Origin of the sequence: Latilactobacillus curvatus JCM 1096 = DSM 20019 (genome assembly GCF_004101845.1) — a bacterium.
Classification (GTDB): domain Bacteria; phylum Bacillota; class Bacilli; order Lactobacillales; family Lactobacillaceae; genus Latilactobacillus; species Latilactobacillus curvatus.
Window position 1 is genome coordinate 1,230,647 of record NZ_CP026116.1, and the last position, 19,335, is coordinate 1,249,981.

19 protein-coding genes are annotated in these 19,335 nt (G+C 43.5%); 3 read left to right on the forward strand and 16 right to left on the reverse strand.

The window, feature by feature from the left end:
- Window positions 1-57 precede the first annotated feature (57 nt).
- The 11 genes from LCU_RS06400 to LCU_RS06450 all read right to left on the reverse strand — a co-directional run bounded on the left by LCU_RS06400 (window position 58) and on the right by LCU_RS06450 (window position 9,395).
- Entirely contained in the window at window positions 58-309 is a 252-nt protein-coding gene (locus LCU_RS06400; protein WP_004270360.1) for a Veg family protein, read from the reverse strand.
- An 84-nt stretch (window positions 310-393) separates the two neighbouring features.
- Window positions 394-1,287: a 16S rRNA (adenine(1518)-N(6)/adenine(1519)-N(6))-dimethyltransferase RsmA gene (rsmA, locus tag LCU_RS06405; protein ID WP_004270351.1), complete on the reverse strand. Its 894-nt coding sequence runs from the start codon at window positions 1,285-1,287 to the stop codon at window positions 394-396.
- A gap of 1 nt (window position 1,288) precedes the next feature.
- Complete coding sequence (rnmV, locus tag LCU_RS06410) at window positions 1,289-1,858, reverse strand: ribonuclease M5 (RefSeq protein ID WP_004270377.1); 570 nt, start codon at window positions 1,856-1,858, stop codon at window positions 1,289-1,291.
- Window positions 1,855-2,631: a TatD family hydrolase gene (locus tag LCU_RS06415; RefSeq protein ID WP_054644217.1), complete on the reverse strand. Its 777-nt coding sequence runs from the start codon at window positions 2,629-2,631 to the stop codon at window positions 1,855-1,857. Before LCU_RS06415 ends, rnmV begins: the two co-directional genes overlap by 4 nt.
- Window positions 2,632-2,858: 227 nt before the next feature.
- Window positions 2,859-4,904: a methionine--tRNA ligase gene (gene metG, locus LCU_RS06420; protein WP_056966534.1), complete on the reverse strand. Its 2,046-nt coding sequence runs from the start codon at window positions 4,902-4,904 to the stop codon at window positions 2,859-2,861.
- Between the two features lie 130 nt (window positions 4,905-5,034).
- Window positions 5,035-5,880 carry a DUF72 domain-containing protein gene (locus LCU_RS06425; protein ID WP_056966536.1) on the reverse strand — a complete coding sequence of 282 codons (846 nt, stop codon included), beginning with the start codon at window positions 5,878-5,880 and terminating at the stop codon, window positions 5,035-5,037.
- Window positions 5,881-5,890: 10 nt separating this feature from the next.
- Entirely contained in the window at window positions 5,891-6,214 is a 324-nt protein-coding gene (locus tag LCU_RS06430; RefSeq protein WP_004270369.1) for a hypothetical protein, read from the reverse strand.
- Window positions 6,211-6,723, reverse strand: coding sequence for an NUDIX domain-containing protein (locus tag LCU_RS06435; protein ID WP_056966537.1), 513 nt, complete (start codon window positions 6,721-6,723; stop codon window positions 6,211-6,213). The genes LCU_RS06430 and LCU_RS06435 overlap by 4 nt, the downstream gene beginning before the upstream one ends.
- Before the next feature lie 463 nt (window positions 6,724-7,186).
- Window positions 7,187-7,474, reverse strand: coding sequence for a chorismate mutase (locus tag LCU_RS06440; protein WP_004270383.1), 288 nt, complete (start codon window positions 7,472-7,474; stop codon window positions 7,187-7,189).
- Window positions 7,475-7,478: 4 nt separating this feature from the next.
- Complete coding sequence (locus tag LCU_RS06445; RefSeq protein ID WP_100069778.1) at window positions 7,479-8,177, reverse strand: NAD-dependent protein deacylase; 699 nt, start codon at window positions 8,175-8,177, stop codon at window positions 7,479-7,481.
- Between the two features lie 252 nt (window positions 8,178-8,429).
- Window positions 8,430-9,395: a hypothetical protein gene (locus LCU_RS06450; RefSeq protein WP_054644215.1), complete on the reverse strand. Its 966-nt coding sequence runs from the start codon at window positions 9,393-9,395 to the stop codon at window positions 8,430-8,432.
- Between the two features lie 137 nt (window positions 9,396-9,532).
- On the opposite strand from LCU_RS06450, the gene LCU_RS06455 reads away from it, so the two are divergent.
- A complete protein-coding gene (locus LCU_RS06455; protein WP_004270362.1) occupies window positions 9,533-10,072 on the forward strand; it encodes a dihydrofolate reductase family protein in 540 nt (179 codons plus the stop codon).
- Between the two features lie 221 nt (window positions 10,073-10,293).
- Here the strand turns inward: LCU_RS06455 and LCU_RS06460 are convergent, their stop codons facing one another.
- Window positions 10,294-10,929, reverse strand: a complete 636-nt coding sequence (locus tag LCU_RS06460; protein WP_056966239.1) for a pentapeptide repeat-containing protein — start codon at window positions 10,927-10,929, stop codon at window positions 10,294-10,296.
- A 138-nt stretch (window positions 10,930-11,067) separates the two neighbouring features.
- Here LCU_RS06460 and LCU_RS06465 point away from each other — a divergent pair, with 138 nt between their 5' ends.
- Window positions 11,068-11,985 carry an aldo/keto reductase gene (locus LCU_RS06465; protein WP_004270373.1) on the forward strand — a complete coding sequence of 306 codons (918 nt, stop codon included), beginning with the start codon at window positions 11,068-11,070 and terminating at the stop codon, window positions 11,983-11,985.
- 224 nt (window positions 11,986-12,209) lie between these two features.
- Here LCU_RS06465 and LCU_RS06470 read toward each other — a convergent pair whose 3' ends face one another.
- From LCU_RS06470 to trpS, 3 genes are all read right to left on the reverse strand, one after another.
- Window positions 12,210-13,016 (reverse strand): DNA/RNA non-specific endonuclease, encoded by an 807-nt coding sequence (locus LCU_RS06470; protein ID WP_056966241.1) that lies wholly within the window; start codon window positions 13,014-13,016, stop codon window positions 12,210-12,212.
- On the reverse strand, window positions 13,009-14,370 hold the full coding sequence (locus LCU_RS06475; RefSeq protein WP_004270282.1) for an MATE family efflux transporter: 1,362 nt from the start codon (window positions 14,368-14,370) through the stop codon (window positions 13,009-13,011). Before LCU_RS06475 ends, LCU_RS06470 begins: the two co-directional genes overlap by 8 nt.
- 209 nt (window positions 14,371-14,579) lie before the next feature.
- Window positions 14,580-15,596 (reverse strand): tryptophan--tRNA ligase, encoded by a 1,017-nt coding sequence (gene trpS, locus LCU_RS06480; RefSeq protein WP_004270272.1) that lies wholly within the window; start codon window positions 15,594-15,596, stop codon window positions 14,580-14,582.
- A 362-nt stretch (window positions 15,597-15,958) separates the two neighbouring features.
- Here trpS and helD point away from each other — a divergent pair, with 362 nt between their 5' ends.
- On the forward strand, window positions 15,959-18,253 hold the full coding sequence (gene helD, locus LCU_RS06485) for an RNA polymerase recycling motor HelD (protein WP_056966242.1): 2,295 nt from the start codon (window positions 15,959-15,961) through the stop codon (window positions 18,251-18,253).
- 47 nt (window positions 18,254-18,300) lie between these two features.
- On the opposite strand, the gene tsaD is transcribed toward helD, so the two are convergent.
- Window positions 18,301-19,329 (reverse strand): tRNA (adenosine(37)-N6)-threonylcarbamoyltransferase complex transferase subunit TsaD, encoded by a 1,029-nt coding sequence (gene tsaD / locus LCU_RS06490; RefSeq protein WP_004270280.1) that lies wholly within the window; start codon window positions 19,327-19,329, stop codon window positions 18,301-18,303.
- Window positions 19,330-19,335 lie beyond the last annotated feature (6 nt).

A 19,335-nucleotide genomic window follows, 5' to 3' on the forward strand; every position in this document is an offset into this window, starting at 1 on the left:
GAACAAAAAAAGCACTCAACCAGTTGGTTGAGTGCTACTCTATTCTTCTATTTTAAACTATAGGACAATTGGTTCTTCATCAAACTCAATCTCAATCGATTTCGTTAACAAATCAGCATAGCTGTATGAAACACGTTCAAAAGCATTTTCATCCTGATCTAAATCGACTACAAATACTGCTGGAAAGGTTTCTTTAAGAATTCCCTTTCGCTTTGTAACTTTTTTGCGCCCAGCTTGAGCGACAACCATTAACTTGTCTCCGATATGCCCATCGAGACCGTTCTTAATATTGGCAAGTGTGGTTGGCATTATGCTTCACCTCTTCGAGGGATAGTATACCATATAAACGAAAAATTTGCAATTATACCATTGTACCAACGATTTGGCAATTACTTACTTAGCTTTTTTAGCAAAAATTGGCTGATTATTCAGCGCATCGCTTAATTGGGCAAATTGTTGGATACTCAATTGTTCAGCACGAGCGCTCGGTGCAATCTCGACTGCTTCTAAGGCTGTTGTTAAAGCTGCTTTGACTTCATCTTGTTTACCAAATTGATTTTGCAAGTTATTCCATAATGTCTTTCGGCGTTGTGCAAATGCGCCACGAACCAATTGATCAAATAAGGTTTGATTATCAACCGTTACAAGTGGTGCTTTGCGCCCCACTAATTCAACAATCGCTGAATCAACATTCGGTTGTGGCATAAAGGCTGTCTTGGGCACAATAAAGGCTAAGTTCACTTCTGAATGAAGTTGAACGGCGATACTTAATGAGCCGTAAGCCTTTGAACCTGGTTCAGCGTTGATTCGTTCTGCCACTTCCTTTTGCATCATTAAGACCATGCGATCAATTGGCAAGCCTGCTTCTAGTAAGTGCAACATAATCGGCGTTGTGATGTAGTAGGGTAAGTTCGCAACGATTTTGAGATTATGCTTACCATCAAATTGTTCGGCGATAATCGTTTTTAAATCCGCTTCAAGAATATCTTGGTTTAAAATCGTGACGTTATGGTAGTGATTCAAAGTATCTTTTAAGACCGGCATTAACCGTTCATCAATTTCAAAACTTAATACTTGATGCGCTTTTCTGGCAATTTGTTCCGTTAAAGAACCGATCCCGGGGCCGATTTCAATCACATCGTCATCTTTGGTGATATCACCAGCTTCAACAATTTGTTTCAAAATGGCGATGTTGGTTAAGAAGTTTTGGCCTAAGCTCTTTTTAAACTTAAAGCCGTAACGTTTGAGAATTTTCCGGGTACGCTCGGGATTTGCAATATCTTCCATATTAATCTCCTAATTCCTGTTTAATTTGTAATAGTGCAGCGCCAAATTCAGCTTGCGTCACTTGGAACATCTTGAGACGCTTGTAAAGTTGTTTGCTGTTGGTGTAACCAATGTGCAAAATTTCGCCGAGTAATTCGCGCCGTCGCTTTGAATCAGCCCCCGCAATCAAGCCCGCCGTTAATAAATCCGATTGACTGATTTGTTCGTCTGCTTCTTCATCTTGTGTTAATAGATGCTCAAGTGCTTGGACAATCGCCGCTGGTTTTGCGTGTTCAATGCCTAAACTGCCGCCTGCTTTTTCCGGACGTGCTTCTGTCCGTGGTAAAAAGGCGTGTTCGACGCCCGGTACATTTTGAGAGATGATTTTACGAATCTTCTCGCCATGAAAATCGGGATCGGTAAAGACAATGACCCCGCGTTTTTCTTGAGCGAGCGCAATTTTTTCGATAATTTCTTCATTGATTGCTGAACCGCGCGTTTCGATTGTCGAAACATCTGGGAAAACTTCCCGTAACCGCTTCGTATCGTCGCGCCCTTCAACAACAATCACTTCTTGAATTGTTTTTTTCATAGTGCTCCTAACTTAAAAATCCGGTGGGCATTCGCATACGTCGCTGCCGCAATTTCTTCTGGTGCCACATCTCTGAGTTTAGCAATCGCTTCTACCACATACCGTGTGTAGCCTGGTTGATTCTGCTTACCACGATAAGGCGTCGGCGTTAAATAAGGTGCGTCCGTTTCAACCAACATCACGTCCAATGGACATGCTTTAGCTGCTTCATGGACTTCATGCGCATTTTTAAAACTGACCACACCGCTGAACGAAATCTGCATGCCAAGATCCATAAACCGTTTCATCCATTCAACATCGCCATTAAAACTGTGGATAATCCCCCCACAATCACGGACATCTGTTTCTTTTAGAATCTTGTACGTATCTTCTAACGCATCCCGCGTGTGCACTGAAATTGGCATATGCAAGGATTTAGCAATCTCGATTTGCCGTGCAAAAACGCTTTGTTGCACATCACGTGGCGAAGTATCCCAATGATAATCCAAACCAATTTCACCTAGCGCCACTACTTCTGGTCGTTGTAATTGGTCAATCAGCACGGTTTCTTCTGCCTTGTGATAATCTTTGGCTGATTCAGGGTGCCAGCCGATAATGGCTGATAAAGGTTCATATTGCGCCGCTAAGCGCAAAGCGCCCTCATTTAATACCGTATCTGAACCAACAATCGCCATTTCAACAACCCTGAGTTCAGCGGCTTGCGCGATAAAATCAGCTTCTTGCCCTGCATATGGGGTATCATTCAAATGCGTATGTGAATCAAAAATTTGCATTTCAATCTCCTTTTAGTGTCCTCATTCTGACAGTTAAAACGTGCTCTTGCCAGTAGCTTTCTGCGCTTTGTTACACTTTCAAACCGGCGATTCCATCGCCAATTCGCCAAGTTAGACAAATGCTCAAAAGCTAACCACTGGCAACACACTCTTTTCCATTAAAAAGGCTAAAAGGCCTACAGAATGTAAATGCCTTTTAGCCCTTTTGACGTTTCTGTTATTTTAAATTAACCGATTTGTGAGCCGTTCACCAAGTTGTTTGGCACAACTGCTAATTCAACTTGTCCGTCATGTTCTGCTGATAACAACATCCCTTGGCTCAATTCGCCACGCAATTTACGTGGTTTCAAGTTCGTGACGGCTAAGACTTTCTTACCGACTAACGCTTCATAGTCTGGATAGAATTCAGCAATGCCGGAAACGATTTGGCGATCACCTTGATCCCCAGCATCTAGACGGAATTTCAATAGTTTATCAGCGCCTTCAACCTTGGCAACTGCCTTAATTTCAGCAACGCGAATTTCGGTTTGATCGAAATCTTCAAACTTGATGGCGTCCTTTTCACTGACTAATGTTGTTGCTTTTGGATCGAATTCAGCTTTGGCTTCAGCTGCTTGTTGCTTAGCCTTCACTTTTTCGTTCACTAAGCCCGCTTTTTGCGCTTGACCCATTTGATCCTTAATATATGCGACTTCTTCATCCAAGTCTAAACGTGGGAAGATTGGGGTCCCTTTAGCAACCACTTGAATATTGGCTGGGAATGTCCCATAAACCAATTCACGTTGCGCAACTTGATCGAAATCAAGCCCTAATTGTGCAAACATATCACGTGGTGCATGCGTCATCACAGGTTGTAATAAGAGCGCAACAATCCGTAAACTCTCAGCCAAGTGGGCTAAGACACTATCGAGTTCCGCTTTGCGGCTGTCATCTTTTGCCAAGACCCATGGTTCTGTTTCATCGATGTACTTATTCGCCCGGCTGATTAATTGCCAAACGGTATCTAAGGCATCAGAGAACTTCAATTGATCCATTAAGCTGGTATATTGTTCGATGGTTTGTGCGGCTGTCTTTTGTAAGTCAGCATCAAACGGTGTCACGTCAGCTTGGTAAGCTGGCACAGCGCCATTGTCGTACTTGTTAATCATCGCAATGGTCCGGTTCAACAAGTTTCCTAAGTCGTTGGCAAGATCGTAATTAATCCGGCTAACGAAGTCTTCCGGTGTAAAGGTACCATCGTTACCAAATGGAATCGCACGCATTAAATAGTAACGTAAAGCATCTAGACCATAACGTTCCACTAACATTTCAGGATAAACTACGTTGCCTTTTGATTTAGACATTTTACCGTCTTTCATCAACAACCAACCATGACCAAAAATTTGTTTTGGTAATGGTAAGTCTAGAGCCATCAAGAAGATTGGCCAATAAATCGTATGGAATCGTACGATTTCTTTCCCAACTAGATGCACATCAGCAGGCCAGTATTTATTAAACAATTCGTCGTTGTCTGAACCGTATCCAAGCGCTGTGATATAGTTTGATAACGCTTCTAACCACACGTAAACCACGTGCTTCGGATTACTTGAAACGTGAATTCCCCAGTCAAATGAGATTCGAGAAACCGATAAGTCTTCCAAACCAGGTTTGATGAAGTTATTGATCATTTCATTACGCCGTGATGCCGGTTCGATGAAATCTGGGTGTTCTTCATAATAAGCCAATAAGCGATCAGCATACTTGCTCATCTTAAACTTGTAAGTTTCTTCAGCGACCCGTTGAACTTCATGACCAGATGGGGCTTTCCCACCGATCACATTGCCATCGTCGTCTTTATAAACTTCTGCTAATTGTGATTCAGTGAAGTATTCTTCATCAGAAACAGAATACCAACCTTCGTATTTACCAAGATAGATATCGCCTTGCGCTAATAACTTGTCGAAGATTTTTTGAACCGCTTTGACATGGTATTCATCCGTTGTCCGAATAAATTTGTCATTTGAAATTTCAAGAGTTTGCCATAATGCTTTGATGTCTTTAGCCATGCCATCAACATATTCTTGTGGAGCTAAATGCTTTTCAGCTGCTTTTTGTTCGATTTTCAAGCCGTGTTCGTCCGTCCCCGTCAAGAAGAAGACATCAAAGCCCATCAAGCGTTTGTAACGCGCGATGACATCGGCGGCGATTGTTGTATATGAGTTACCAATCGTTAATTTACCAGATGGATAATAGATTGGGGTCGTTACGTAAAATGTTGGTTTTGTCTCTGCCATTAGGTTCGCTCCTTAATTAAAAAAACGAGAATCTTAACAATTCTCGACTTGCTTAAATAATGCCATATAAGTAATCAAAGTATAGCACAAAAGAGCAGTCATTTAAACGACAACTCACACTAAGCCTTCATTAAAATAAATCAATCTGTTCAGGTGCTTTCGGGGCTAAATCAGGAAATTCTAGCCCAAGTAATTGTTGTAATTGCAAAGCATTATCCGCTGCATCCCCACCAGAATTATTGTTAAAAATCACGGCAACTTGTTCCGCTTGATTTTTAATCTGCCGTACAGCATCCGCAAAAAATTGCAATTCATCTTGATTATAGCGATACAATGTTCGTTGCTTCCGCCATTGGGCACCCGGATTCTGCCAGCCGGCCATATTACGACCATGCAGGCGCAACATCGCAAACGCCGGATTGGTGACAACCGGTTCAAACGGCACACTGTTCGTCGGTGTTTGTGCTTCGTCTGTGATGACGTGCGTCATATTTAACTGTTTCAAAAAGGCGTACATCTGTTGTTTAAAGGCGTCATCGTACCAGGATTGATGCCGGAATTCGACAGCAATTGGCACATCCGGTAACCACGCGCGAATTTGTCGTAAATACTGACTATTTTCCTGATTCAGTTGAAAAAATGGCGGAAACTGAAATAAGACCGCCTGTAATTGGCCGGCCTTAATTAGCGGTTCAATTGATTGGCGATACCGCACAAACAATTCTTTTTCAGTACTCGTAAACTCGGCGTAGTCTTCTTGGCGGGTCATTGCTTGGTGTGCTTTAACAATGAACTGAAAACTGGCTGGTACTTGCGTCAACCAGTTTGCGCTGACGGTTGGTGCGCGTAAGCCATAATAAAAACTATCGACCTCCACCACTGGCAGAAATTGCGCGTAGTCGTTTAACGTTAACTGCTTTTTGCTGGGCATTAATGACTGATGTTCTGACCAAGTAGTTAATCCAATTGTTATCATATCCACACCTCTAGAACCGTTGGAATTGTTGAATGAACAAAGCTTCTTGTTCCGTTAAATCCTTCAATGTGACAATTAATTGTTGTCCCATGCGTTTATAATTTAACCGAATCCGCGATAGGCTAAAGTCGATGACTAGCAGCAGCAACATTAAGCTAATGGCGCGCCCCTCAGAAAACGCCACCCCTAAAAGCTGTACCTGGCCCGTTGCAGTTAAGAATTTAAAAATAATGTATAACGAGAACAGTTCTTCGACGACTCTAAAAAAACGAATCCCTTGCAACTTCTTCTTTAAAACCATCAAGACCATCATCGTTTGGTCCTTTGTCATCATAGTGCTTCCTCTCCTTCTCTTGGTTCAGTAATGGGAATTGCTTCAAAGAAAATCATCTGATCTGCATGAAAATCCGTATCATACCGATTGAGCTGACCACTTAAAACAGTTGGTAAAATGGCCTGTAAGTCTGCCACAATTCCTTGATTATCAGCAGCTTGTGCCCATTCTGGTTCAAATAATTGAAGCACGCCTTCGCGCATTCCGACCGGATAAAGTGGTAGTTGCACCGTTGGTAAAATATCGACTAAAAAAATGTCAATCGGTGCAATCGTTTCACCGTCGATGTGCCAATCAATCCACCCCGCATTTTGGAGTGTGTATTGGTTGGTTTGTAAACCCGTTTCTTCAAATAACTCCCGTTGCATACCACTGATTGGCGTCTCATCGGGTTCTGTTTTGCCACCAATGCCATTCCAAAGCCCAGCAAATGGGGGCTTAATCCGATTCAATAATAGTAAAGTCCCGCGATAGCGAATTACCGCTAAATTATAGCGTCGTTTAGTCACAGTTCAATAGCCTCACATCTCATAAATTAGTTTCATTTTAGCATATTAAGCAAAAGAGTGCTGACTGTCGCGGTTAGTAATTGAGCATTAATTCAAAAATGGTATTAATCCAGGGGTTTAGGATTAATACCATTTTTAGATTAAGCGGAAATTACTGCGACAGGAAGCACGTTTAGAGTGTCTGAGTCGAACGGGTTGGCTTTGAGGATTAACAAAAAAATGGGGATTATGGCGCTCTTCAGCCATGATTGCCATTTTTAGGTTAACCGGAAAAGGCAGTTCGAATCGGCACGTTTCAAATCAGAGTGCTGAATCTGCCGGTTATATCTTGAGGATTAGCAGCGCATCGTGAATGAGCGACGAAGTCGATTGTTTGCGATACGTAGCTAACCGGAAAGATATGGCAGACTCGGCACGTTTCCATCAAAAAAGAGCGCTCCGTCTCCGTTTCGCTCTTTCCACATTATTTTTCTTCTGCTTCTTTCATCGCCTTCATTAATTTTACTTGATATTGTTTCGAAATTAAAATTAACGTTTGGTATAAATCCCTTACGTAATCTGCGAGTGCTGGATCTTTAACCGCAGCAAGGCGCGCATCCATCACCGCTTTTTCGCGTTGGATGTCCGTCAAGCCGATTTTTTGTTCATGCTTGATTGTTGCAATTTGCTTGGTGACTTGCATGCGTTCTTCAAATAAAACCGCCAATTGGGCATCAATTGCATCAATTTTTTGATAGTGTTCAGTTAACATGGGCTCACTCCTTAGTTGCTAGTGCGGCAAAAACGGTTGTCGCATCCGCTTGTATCATAGTGACTGGCATTTCAAATTGTAATGCCTCTTGATTAATCGCTACTAATTGGGCATCTGGACGGCGATATTCAATTAAACTCGCAAATGGGTAAACACGAAATGACGTCCCGACCACGACAATTAAATCCGCCGCTTCAATCGCCTGAATCGACCGTTCAATCACCGTCGGATCAATCGGTTCTTCATATAAAACGATATTTGGCCGCAAAATCCCACCACAATCTTGATGATGCATATCCTTTAAATAGGCCTGATAAGGCACTGCTTGGCTACACTTTTGGCAGCTGACACGGTATAAACTACCATGAAATTCAATCACATCCCGCGCGCCCGCTTTTGTGTGCAACCCATCAACATTTTGGGTGATAATCTGCCCCTTTTGATTCGCAATCGTCGCCATCACTTGGTGAATGACATTTGGGTTTGCTTCAGGAAAATACATCTGCTGCGTGACAAATTCATAAAAACTGGCTGGATTAGTGATTAAATTCGTGTGACTTAATAAATATTCTGGATTGGCTTGCTGATGATACAACCCCGTTTTCGATCGATAATCTGGAATGCCAGAAGCCGTTGACACGCCCGCACCCGTCAAGAAAACAACATGCTGTGCCGCATGCAACATTGATTTAAAAGTCATCACCATCACTCCTTTTTAACGTGCTTTTAATTCGCAGCTTTCTGCGCTTTGCTACATCGGTCGGCCAATCGCCTTTGGCGCTTATCCGTCTGATTAGGCAAGTGCTCAAAAGCTAACCGCGAATTAACGCACTCTGTTCTTTAACGTGCTTTTCAAGCTAACTTTCTGTGCTTAGCACTGTGAATCAAATCATCGACTGCGTCGCTAATTCGCTTCCCTGTGCTAATGCTCAAAAGTTGACCAGCTTGAACGCACTCATTTTCTTAATGAATACGGCATTCCAATTTCATCTAAGAAGGTTTGCACTGATAAATCATACAATCGTTTGAAATATTCCGGTGTTGCCTTGTCTTCTGGAATCCCTAAGACAAAAGCATTTTGTTGATCACTCTTACCAATTCCAACATACGCTTTTTGGTTCGTTGCGGTCGCAAATAGATTTTCGGAATGTAAAATATCGTAGACTTGGCGCACTTCTAATCGTAGTTGCCGTTCACTTAATACCGGCGTCAATGTCAAGAGTTGTTGGAGGTTCGTTTCAGCAAATCCTAGGGTTGATAACACGCGATCAAACGCAACCCACAAGTTAATCACAGCCCGCCGTAACGTGAATGGTGAATCAATTGTTTTGCGTACCAACACATGATAGAGAATTTCGGCTTGGGCAAACGCAATTGGATAATCAGCCGTCCACTGTTTTAACAGTTGTTGGTTGCCACCATCAAAGAAGACGAGGGCATCTAACAGCGTTAATACGCGGAAAATCACCCATCTATTTTCGGGATCGTCTTTTTCCGGGGTCAGATTATCTCGTAGACCTTCAAGGTAGGCTTGTTTAGTTTCAACATCCACAAAGCCATGGGATTCTTGTTCTTTTTGAATCACCATATGCACAGCAGCATTGTACAACGTTGTGCCGGTCGCAACCAATTGTTCATCGAGTTGCGCATCCTGCGTGGTGACATCGGTCATGATTTGTGGAAAACCGATTGATAATAATAGTAAGTGTAATAATTCATGTGATAAAGCATAATCGGCCGCTGTCGCATCGGTAATTAAGATTGCCAAGCTGCCATCGTTATTTAAAACGCGTTGTGCCTGATCATGTTTTAACATCCCAGACGCTGCGTCTGCGACCCGGATCTTAATGGGTTGAGGATAATTCTTTTGAACTTGGTCAATTAAACTTTGGATTTCTGGAGAAAATTCAGTAGTTGTCATTTTTGGTCTCCTTTGAGTAAACAGCTTTGCTTTTCATGATAAGCCAAATCCAGTTAAATTACCAACGGTTTAGAATGTATGAAAGCGGTTAAAACTGTTATAATAAAGGTAATCTTAATTTAAAGGACGTGTTGACTATGACAGAACCAAATTCGCGAAAAGTAATTTTATACCTTGCTCAGAGTCTAGATGGCTTCATCGCTGAAAAAGATGGTAGTACTGCTTGGTTAGCTGCACTCGATTCATCCGAATCAGACGCTGCAATTCAAGCTTTCCAACGCACCGTCGATACCGTTGTGATGGGGCGTAAGACATATGAACAAAGTCTTAAATTAGCCGGCACCTATCCTTACCAAGATAAAAACGGCTATGTCTTCTCGAAAACGTTACATGATACAGAAGATCGAACACATGTCGTTGCTGGGAATATTCCTGAGTTCATGCGTCAATTAAAAAAAGAAGATGGCGGCAATATCTGGCTTGTGGGTGGTGCAGAAATCTTTACCGAATTGCTTAAAGCCCAGTTAGTCGATGAACTCATCATCACCATTGCGCCAGTTCTCCTGGGTGACGGCATTTCACTGGTCAGCACGCACTTAACCGATATGCCATTGGAACTTATCAATAGCCGTCAAATCGGTCATTTTGTTGAATTGACATACAAGATTAATTATTAAAAATCAAACGAAAAGGCAGCCACAATATTTTGTCGCTGCCTTTTCAGATTAAAGTACGGGGGAATGACCAATGAAAGCCAACCTTAAAATCCCACTTATTTTATTCATCGCTTTATGTATCAGCGGCCTCTGCCAGCTGTTGCACCAAGATTTCTTCGCTGTGCTTGTGATGCTCATCGCAACAATCAGTTGTCTGATAATTGCCTTTAAAAACCGGCAAGCTAGCGGACGTTAATTCGCAACGCGCTCATAATCACGAGCGTCTGTTCTGTGCTGATGGTCGCCCCACGTAATAATTCGAGCGTGAAAGTCGCTTTTTCGAATTGATTCTGACTGATATCGAGATTCTTCAAATTCGTGCCAGTCATATCCATGCCGTTCAAACGATTCCCGACCATTGTTAGCCACTGCCAATCAACTTGCCCGAGTGAGACTTCTTGCATACTGCAATCTTTAAAGTCGACATGCCGCATCCGCGCAAAGTTAAAGCCGGTGTAATCCGCTTGGCAAGTGTCGAACGTGACATCATTCAGACCAGCCTCTGCAAAATCGGAACCAATCAACTGGCAACCATTAAACGCGACTCGTTGGAAGGGATCATTCGTCAACGAACAGTTTAACAACGCGCAGTGTTCGAATTGCACATCTTGAAAATCACAGTTATTAAAGTCGACTTGTTCAAACTGACAATTTTTAAATAAACAGCCTTTAAAGAATAACATCTCAACTTCGGTTTGCTTCAACGTTAGTTCTTCGAAAAACAAACCTTCATAAGTCTCATCTGGTTCAAACGCAGTAAGCTGTACCGTCTCAAGTTGTGGATTTAGCCGCGGTGCCTGTGCTTTCTTATCTGTCATCTAACTGTCTCCTGTCTATTGTGATTAGTATACCGAAAATTGTCGCCAGTGACGACCTGAAATTCAGGAAAGCCTTTTCTTTTCATTAATGGTACTTTGTGGTAGGTTAAAAGCATCAAATAAAAGGAGTGATTGATAGTGCAAAAAATCAATGTTGGTGGCAGCGGCTTAATGGCTTCGCCAATTGTCTGGGGTGTCATGCGCATCCCACAACTGAGCGACCAAGAAGCCCTGACAATGCTCGAAACCGCCTATGAACATGGGATTAATTACTTTGATAACGCTGATATTTACGGCGATGGTGCTTCCGAAATTAAATTCGGGAACGCCCTTAAGGCCAGTCATATTGACCGTGATCAAGTGCTCGTTCAAACCAAAGTCGGCATTGGCAAAAAAATGTACGACTTTTCAAAGGAACACATCATCGAAGGTGTTGAAGCCAGCCTCAACCGATTACAACTTGATCATGTTGACACCTTGCTGCTCCACCGACCTGATCCACTCATGGAACCGGATGAAATCGCTGAAGCCTTCTTAAAATTGCAAAATAGTGGTAAAGTCCGCCAATTCGGGGTCAGCAACTTCAATCCCGGTCAAGTCGACTTACTCCAACAAGCAGTGCCGCAAGCATTGATTGCTAATCAACTCCAATTCAGTTTGATGCACACTGGTATGATTGATGCCGGCGTGCATACCAATATGCAAGACGCGCGCAGCATTCATCACGATGGTGGTTTATTAGAATACTCACGCCTCACGAATATGACCATTCAAGCATGGAGTCCTTATCAATACGGCATGTTTGAAGGGGTCTTCATCGATAATCCGAAATTTCCAGAATTAAACGCAGCACTCCAATCAGTTGCCAAGGCACATGACACCAACGTCAACGCAATTGCTAGCGCATGGCTCCTCAGAATTCCAGCCAGCATGCAAGTCGTTGTCGGCACAATGAACCCCGGCCGCCTAGCACAAATCTGCGAAGCAGACAAAGTCACCCTCACCAGAAGAGAATGGTACGACCTATACTTGGCAGCAGGCAATGACCTGCCATAAAGTGCTGAGATAGCCGTTTATCACTTGAAGATTAGCCTATCACCAGGAATTATGGTGGTTTCCGGCCATGATTTTTGTTGTGTAGTGAACCGGAAGGTTATGGCTATCGAAGCATGTTTAAAGTACGTTTAAAACGGTTAGTTTCTAAGTAAGTAGTAATTGTGCATTAAGCAAAAAAAGCGCCGTCTCAATTAATCTTGAGACGGCGCTTTTTTTGGTTCTACTTAATTCTGATAAGGATTGCCTGCATACTGATCCACCACCGCCATCGATCCATCGTAATGGCCGCGACCGGTTGCATAGTCAAATTGCATCTTAGGTTGTACATTCCAAACATACGCATTAAAGTTCAACTTCTTATCTGTTGAGATTGCTTGAACCCAGTAACCGCGGGGCATCAATTCATCTCCACGGAACACAGTTGTCACTTGGTAAATCACCTTTTTATTTTGCGTTAGTGCTTGGCGAACCTGGTCTTCAAAAATCTGCATGGTACGTTGATTGCTGAAGACCGTTTGTGTCGCTAAGTTCTTCGGATTATTGCTACTGCCGAGTTCCCCTTTTTGGAAAACACCATCTCGGTTGAAATTAAACGAAATCGCGTATGCAATCAAATGGCCGCGACTTTCAGGAAAGACCCGTTGGCCATCAATCATCACGGGTTGATTATGCCAGCCGGTTGGTTGCCACGTTTGACGATGGCGTGTGTTTGAACGGCCTAACGTCTCTTTCGATAAGAAAGCCGTATTAGTCGTTGTCCGATTTAAACCATCCAACGCACCATACTTGATCCGTTCGGTTTGCCATTGACGGACATCCAACGTTGATTTATTATGGTTCACTTCTAAATAGGCATTGTCGCCTGACTTAAAGGTCTTCTCAGTCAAGATTGCCGTTGTTTTTTTAACTTGTTTTTTATTTGCAATTGTTGGTGCATTCTCGTGCGTTGGTTGACTAGATTGTGTCGCCTGACAGCCACCCAACGCCAACATGGTCAACGATAAGCCGACCAATAAATACTTTTTAAACATCCTGTTCCTCCCTATTCTTACCTGCTTCACGACGCTTCAGTTGGTGCATTGTCTTGAAATAGGAACTCAATAGCACCAAACATGAACCAATCCAAGCGAGTGGGTTGGCTAAACTTGCGCCCATGAAGCCGAATTGCTGCACGAGGAAGATCCCGGCAAAAATCCGCATGAACAACTCCGCAATCCCCGCTAAGGTTGGAATAAAGCTCTGCCCCAAACCTTGCAAGGTATAGCGAATGGCAAATAAGATTGCCAAAATAAAGTAACAACTACTGTTAAAGCGGAAGTAGATTTGTGCTAAATCCGTCACGTGCGGTTGATTGTTCCCGATAAACAGGTTAACCAGTGGTCGTCCAAAGGCAATGATCAACGCGCCCATCACTAAACTAAAGATGATTGACACCATTAGTGTCTGGCGGACCCCTTTACTGATTCGTCCAAATTCACGTGCACCGTAATTTTGTGCGGAATATGTCGCCAAGGTAATCCCAAATGAATTCCCAACTTGAGTTGCTAATTGATCAATCTTCCCAGCCGCTGTGTAAGCAGCAACCGCGCTAGCACCCAATGTATTCAACATGATTTGGATCACGATTGAGCCAATTGCAATAATTGACGATTGAAAGCCCATCGGTAATCCAACCTTGAGATGATCCATGACATCTTTGCGCGTCACGCGAAAATCCTTCGGCCGTAAAACGAGGACCGGAATGCGGCGATAAATATATAGTAAGCATAACACAGCCGCAATTATTTGTGCAGAGACCGTCGCAAACCCGGCCCCTTCAACGCCCATATGAAAGCCTAAAATAAAAATAAAATCTAACACAATATTCACAATGACCCCAATTACTAAGAAAAAGAGGGGGGTTCGACTATCCCCAAGTGCGCGAATGATATTCGAAAGTAAGTTAAACGCCATCGAGGCAAAAATCCCACCAAAGATAATCATAATAAACCGTTGAGCATCAACAATGATGCTGGCCGGCGTCTTCATCATGACCAAAATATGTCGAGCAAATAATAGACTAATAACTGTCAAAATGATGGTTATCACCAAACTAATCAGAATGCTCGTCGCAAAGCTGCGCTTAACGCCGCGATAGTCTTGAGCACCATAGCGTTGGGCTGTCAAGATGGACAACCCAGCCGTGGTCCCTGTACAAAAACCGATAATCAGCATGTTCAATCCACCCGTTGAGCCAACTGCTGCTAACGCATTAACACCAATTGTCCGCCCAACGATTAAGGTATCGATGACACTATAGAGTTGCTGAAAAATATTCCCAATCAATAATGGGCCGGTAAATAAGATAATTAATTTCAACGGATTACCTTTAGTTAAATCATGCATATCAATTCTCCTTTGCTCCATGTTGATAACTTCTCAAATTATACACCAAAAACAGCGTTTACATCTGTCTTAAATTGAATTAAGTCTCTCATATTCAACTTTAAAGTACCATCAAAAAGCATCTATTATTCCACTATATTAGTCTATAAAAAAACAGTTAAACAAGTCATTCAGCGACTTGTTTAACTGTTTTTTTAATTTGAATAGGATTAGTTAAAGTAATTAATCCCCATTGCATCCCGCACTTCTTTAAGGGTTTGTTCTGCAACAGCATTGGCCTTCTTGCTACCTTCTTCTAACATCTTATAAACGGCTTCTGGATTCTTTTCAAATTCAGCACGACGTTCACGAATGGGTGCGAACTTCGCTTGTAAGACTTCGTTCAAGTAACGTTTGATCTTCACATCACCCAAACCACCAGCTTGATATTGCGCTTTGAGTTCAGCCACTTTTTCACGATCATCATCGAAGGCATCTAAATAGGTAAAGACTGTGTTGCCTTCAATGTGACCAGGATCGGTTACTTTGATATGCAATGGATCAGTGTACATTGACATCACTTTCTTTTCAAGCGTTTGGGCATCGTCTGATAGGTAAATCGCATTGCCTAATGACTTACTCATCTTGGCGTTCCCATCTAAACCAGGTAGGCGTCCTTCGCCTTTTGGTGGGAAGACCCCTTCTGGTTCAACTAAAATTTCTTGTCCGTAAACGTTGTTAAACGTCCGTACGATTTCACGGGTTTGTTCCAACATTGGTTCTTGATCATCACCAACAGGAACTGTCGTTGCTTTGAACGCCGTGATATCAGCAGCTTGGCTGACTGGATAAATTAAAAAGCCCGCTGGAATACTTTGTTCAAAATTCTTTTGTTGGATTTCAGCTTTAACGGTTGGATTGCGTTGTAAACGCGAAACCGTCACAAGGTTCAAATAATGCATCGTTAATTCACTCAAAGCAGGAATTTGTGATTGCACGAAGACGGTTGTTTTAGCGGGATCAATCCCAACTGATAAATAATCCAAAGCCACTTGGAAGAGACTGTTCCGGATTTTTTCAGGATCACGCGCATTATCGGTTAAAGCTTGTTGATCGGCAATCATGATAAATGTTTCGTATTCGCCTGAATCTTGCATCGCTACCCGGTTGCGTAATGAACCAATGTAATGCCCAATGTGTAATTTACCGGTTGGTCGATCGCCGGTTAAGATAATTTTTTTGTTCATAATAATACCCTCCAATTTAATTTATCAACTCAAAAAAAGCGCCCTAATTGTGATTAAACAATTAGGACGCTTCTACGTGGTACCACCTAAATTGCACGAAAATCATCCGTGCCACTCACGCGATAAGGGTGCTACCCGAATTAGTTACTCACTAATTCCCGATTGAAGGTCCAATTCACAACCAACTTCTTGACGACTTCTCAGTCCCGCCGCTTCCTGTTCAAGAAAATATCAGTTGCTACTTATCCTTCACTTTGTCTGTTGAATTACTGTCATACTAACGGATTTTAAAATGAATGTCAATCGGTCGCTTTTTTACCCCAAGACGCTTATAATATAACAACTAACAATTGGAGGCTGCTATGTTACACGAAGACACAAAACAACAAGAACAAGCGCGCGTTGACCGCACAGTTATACAGGTCGACCAACGCCTCACAGTGATTAACCAACAATTGGCCAACGCCTACAATGAAACCAAAGACATCGAACAACGTTACGGCGACAATACGAAAGTCAACATTACCGAAGTCGATGACCGCATGGAAACCAACGCCGCGGTCCAACAACAAAAGCAATTGGTCGCCGCCGCTGTCGAAAACGAAAAATTACTGACTAGCCAACAAGAACGCCTGACCGATCTCGTCAACTCCCCTTACTTCGGTCGGATTGACATCACCGAAGATGGTGAAACGGAATCACTCTACATCGGGACCGCCACTTTTATCGACGACCAAGACAATTTCTTAATCTACGACTGGCGCGCCCCTGTTTCGAGTATCTACTATAATGGGACACTCGGTCCAGTGACTTATGAGACGCCAAATGGCCCTGTCAAAGTTGACCTCAAACTCAAACGCCAATTCAAGATTCAAAACGGTCAAATCGAACACGTCTTTGATACGAACGAAACTGTCGGCGATGAACTCTTACAAGCCGTCCTCGGTGAACAAAGTGACGAATATATGCAAAACATCGTTGCCACGATTCAAAAAGAACAAAATGATATCATTCGCGATACAACCGCTGACTTACTGATTGTCCAAGGGGTCGCCGGTAGTGGTAAAACCTCAGCTGTCTTGCAACGCATCGCCTTTTTACTCTATCACAGCCGCAGTCAGCTCGAAGCCGACCAAATGGTGCTCTTCTCACCCAACCGTTTATTCAGCCATTATATTTCAGAAGTCCTGCCTAGTTTAGGCGAGAAAAACATGCGCCAAGTGACGATGGCCGAGTTCTTAAGTCATCGCTTCTCAGGCTTACAGGTTGAGAACCTCTTCGACCGCTTCGAAAAAGATCAAGCCAGTTTTCCTGAAATGACACAAGCCATGCGCCGGTATAAAGAAAGCGCAGCGTTCATGCACGTAATTGAAGCTTACGTTAAACAAGCCTCAACCCAACCGTTGGCATTCAACGATCTATACTTCGAAGACCGCCCATTTTTTACTAAAGACCAGATGAATCAGATTTATCTCGCGCTCCCCGCAAATATGTTACCCGGCGACAAATTCCTCGCCACTAAAAACACGCTCATCAAACGGCTTAAACGCCAAATCAACCTCGAAGTTCATCTCGACTGGGTCGCTGAAAAAATCGATACCTTAACCGATGATGCTTACCGGACGATTGTCGGTGACCGCGAATTCGATTCTGGCGATGATGAACAAGCTTTCATCGCTCGTGAAATCGTTCAAAGTTATTTCGCCCCACTCTATGAATCAATCTACAATGATTATTTCCTAGATGAATCCACAGAATATCAACACTTCTTAAGTGGTGCTTGCCCTGCCGACATCCCTACGAAGGTTTGGGACGCCATGATTCGCCAAGTCGCGGATAACAATGAACGCCACATCGTCGGGCTCAGTGACGCCGCCCCAATTCTATACCTGCGCGACTTATTAACTGACAGCGGCCAAAATCACGGCATTCAGTACCTCTTCATCGATGAAATGCAGGATTACAGCATCGCTCAGTTCGTCTACATCCACCACGCCTTTCCCAACGCGAAATTAACCGTTCTCGGCGATTACGCACAGGATGTCTTCACGGCGACCTACCAAACCGGCCACTTCATCGATCAACTGACCGCTGCTTTTCCCCGCTTAAAAATCAACCAAATTAGCTTAACCAAGAGTTACCGCGCGACCGCCCCAATCACCAACTTCGCCAAGGCACTCTTGCCAAAAGAAACAGCCCTCCAAGCCTTCAGCCGTGACGGGCGCCTACCGCGCGTCATTGAGACGCCAAACGACCAAGCGCTCGCTACACTGACCCAAGAAATCCGCCATCTCCAGGCAGAACACGCGACCGTTGCGATCCTCACCAAGAACCAACAAGTTGCCCACCAACTCTACGCTAGTTTAACACCTGATGAACACGTCACACTCATCGGTGAAACAACCCGTAGTTTACCCAAAGGCATCCTAATCCTTCCATTATACTTAGCCAAAGGGCTCGAGTTCGACGCTGTGATTGGCTACGACATCTCTAAGAAGACCTTCGGCGCACAATCAGACGTAGATCTCCTCTACACACTCGTCACACGTGCTATGCACGATTTAACACTGATTGGCGTGGATCAGCTCAGTCCGTTGATAGTGGCACTGCCGACGGACATCTATACTACCTTACAATCAACTAAGCAATCCATTTAAGCAAAAAAGCCTGTCGAAATTATCGACAGGCTTTTTGAATTCGTATTTTATGCACCGTATGGAAAATCCAAACCAGGGACTGCATTTAAACTTAGATCAGCAAATTGTTGTTTTTGTAATTCGATATGCGCTGCGGCCCCGATCATGGCGCCGTTATCGCCGCATAATCGAAGTGGTGGCATGATGAGGTCTAAATCCATTCCGGATGCCTTAATGGCTGTCGCCAAACCTTCACGTAAACCTTGATTGGCAGCCACCCCACCGGCCACAACGAGTTGGCGCACGTTTAATTGACGCGCGGCGTGCATCGTTTTAGTGGTGAGCACTTCGACCACACTCGCTTGGAAACTAGCGGCTAAGTCTTCGTGGTTCAGCGTCTCACCGATTTGATCGGCATGGTGCACTGTGTTAATGAAGGCACTCTTCAAACCACTAAAGCTGAAGTCAAGATTATCTTCCTTGAGCATCGCACGCGGGAATTTAAATGTATCTTGACCTAAGTGGGCAAGCCGATCGATTTCTTTACCGGCTGGGTATTGAATCCCGAGGACGCGACCAATTTTATCGTAGGCTTCACCTGCTGCGTCATCCCGTGTATCACCGATAATTTCGAATTCGCCGGCGGCTGGCATGTACACCAATTCAGTATGGCCACCTGAAACCAGTAAAGCTAACAATGGGTATTCTAAAGGCTTAACAAACCGCGCCGCATAAATATGCCCCGCCATATGATTGACTGGAATCAATGGTAAGTGGTGTGCGTAAGCAATCGCTTTGGCAGCTGTCACGCCAATTAATAAGGCGCCGACTAATCCAGGGCCATAAGTGACTGCGACCGCCGTTAAATCAGCGTAAGTAACCCCGGCCTCTTCTAAAGCCGCTTGTGTACAAACTGTGATTTGTTCAACGTGATGGCGACTGGCCACTTCGGGTACCACCCCACCAAAACGTTGATGACTCTTAATTTGGGTAGCAATGATGTTGCTTAAAATAACATGACCGTCTTCGATGACGGCCACACTCGTTTCATCACAACTGGATTCAAATGCTAAAATTAATTCTCGTTTTTCCGACATGACTGA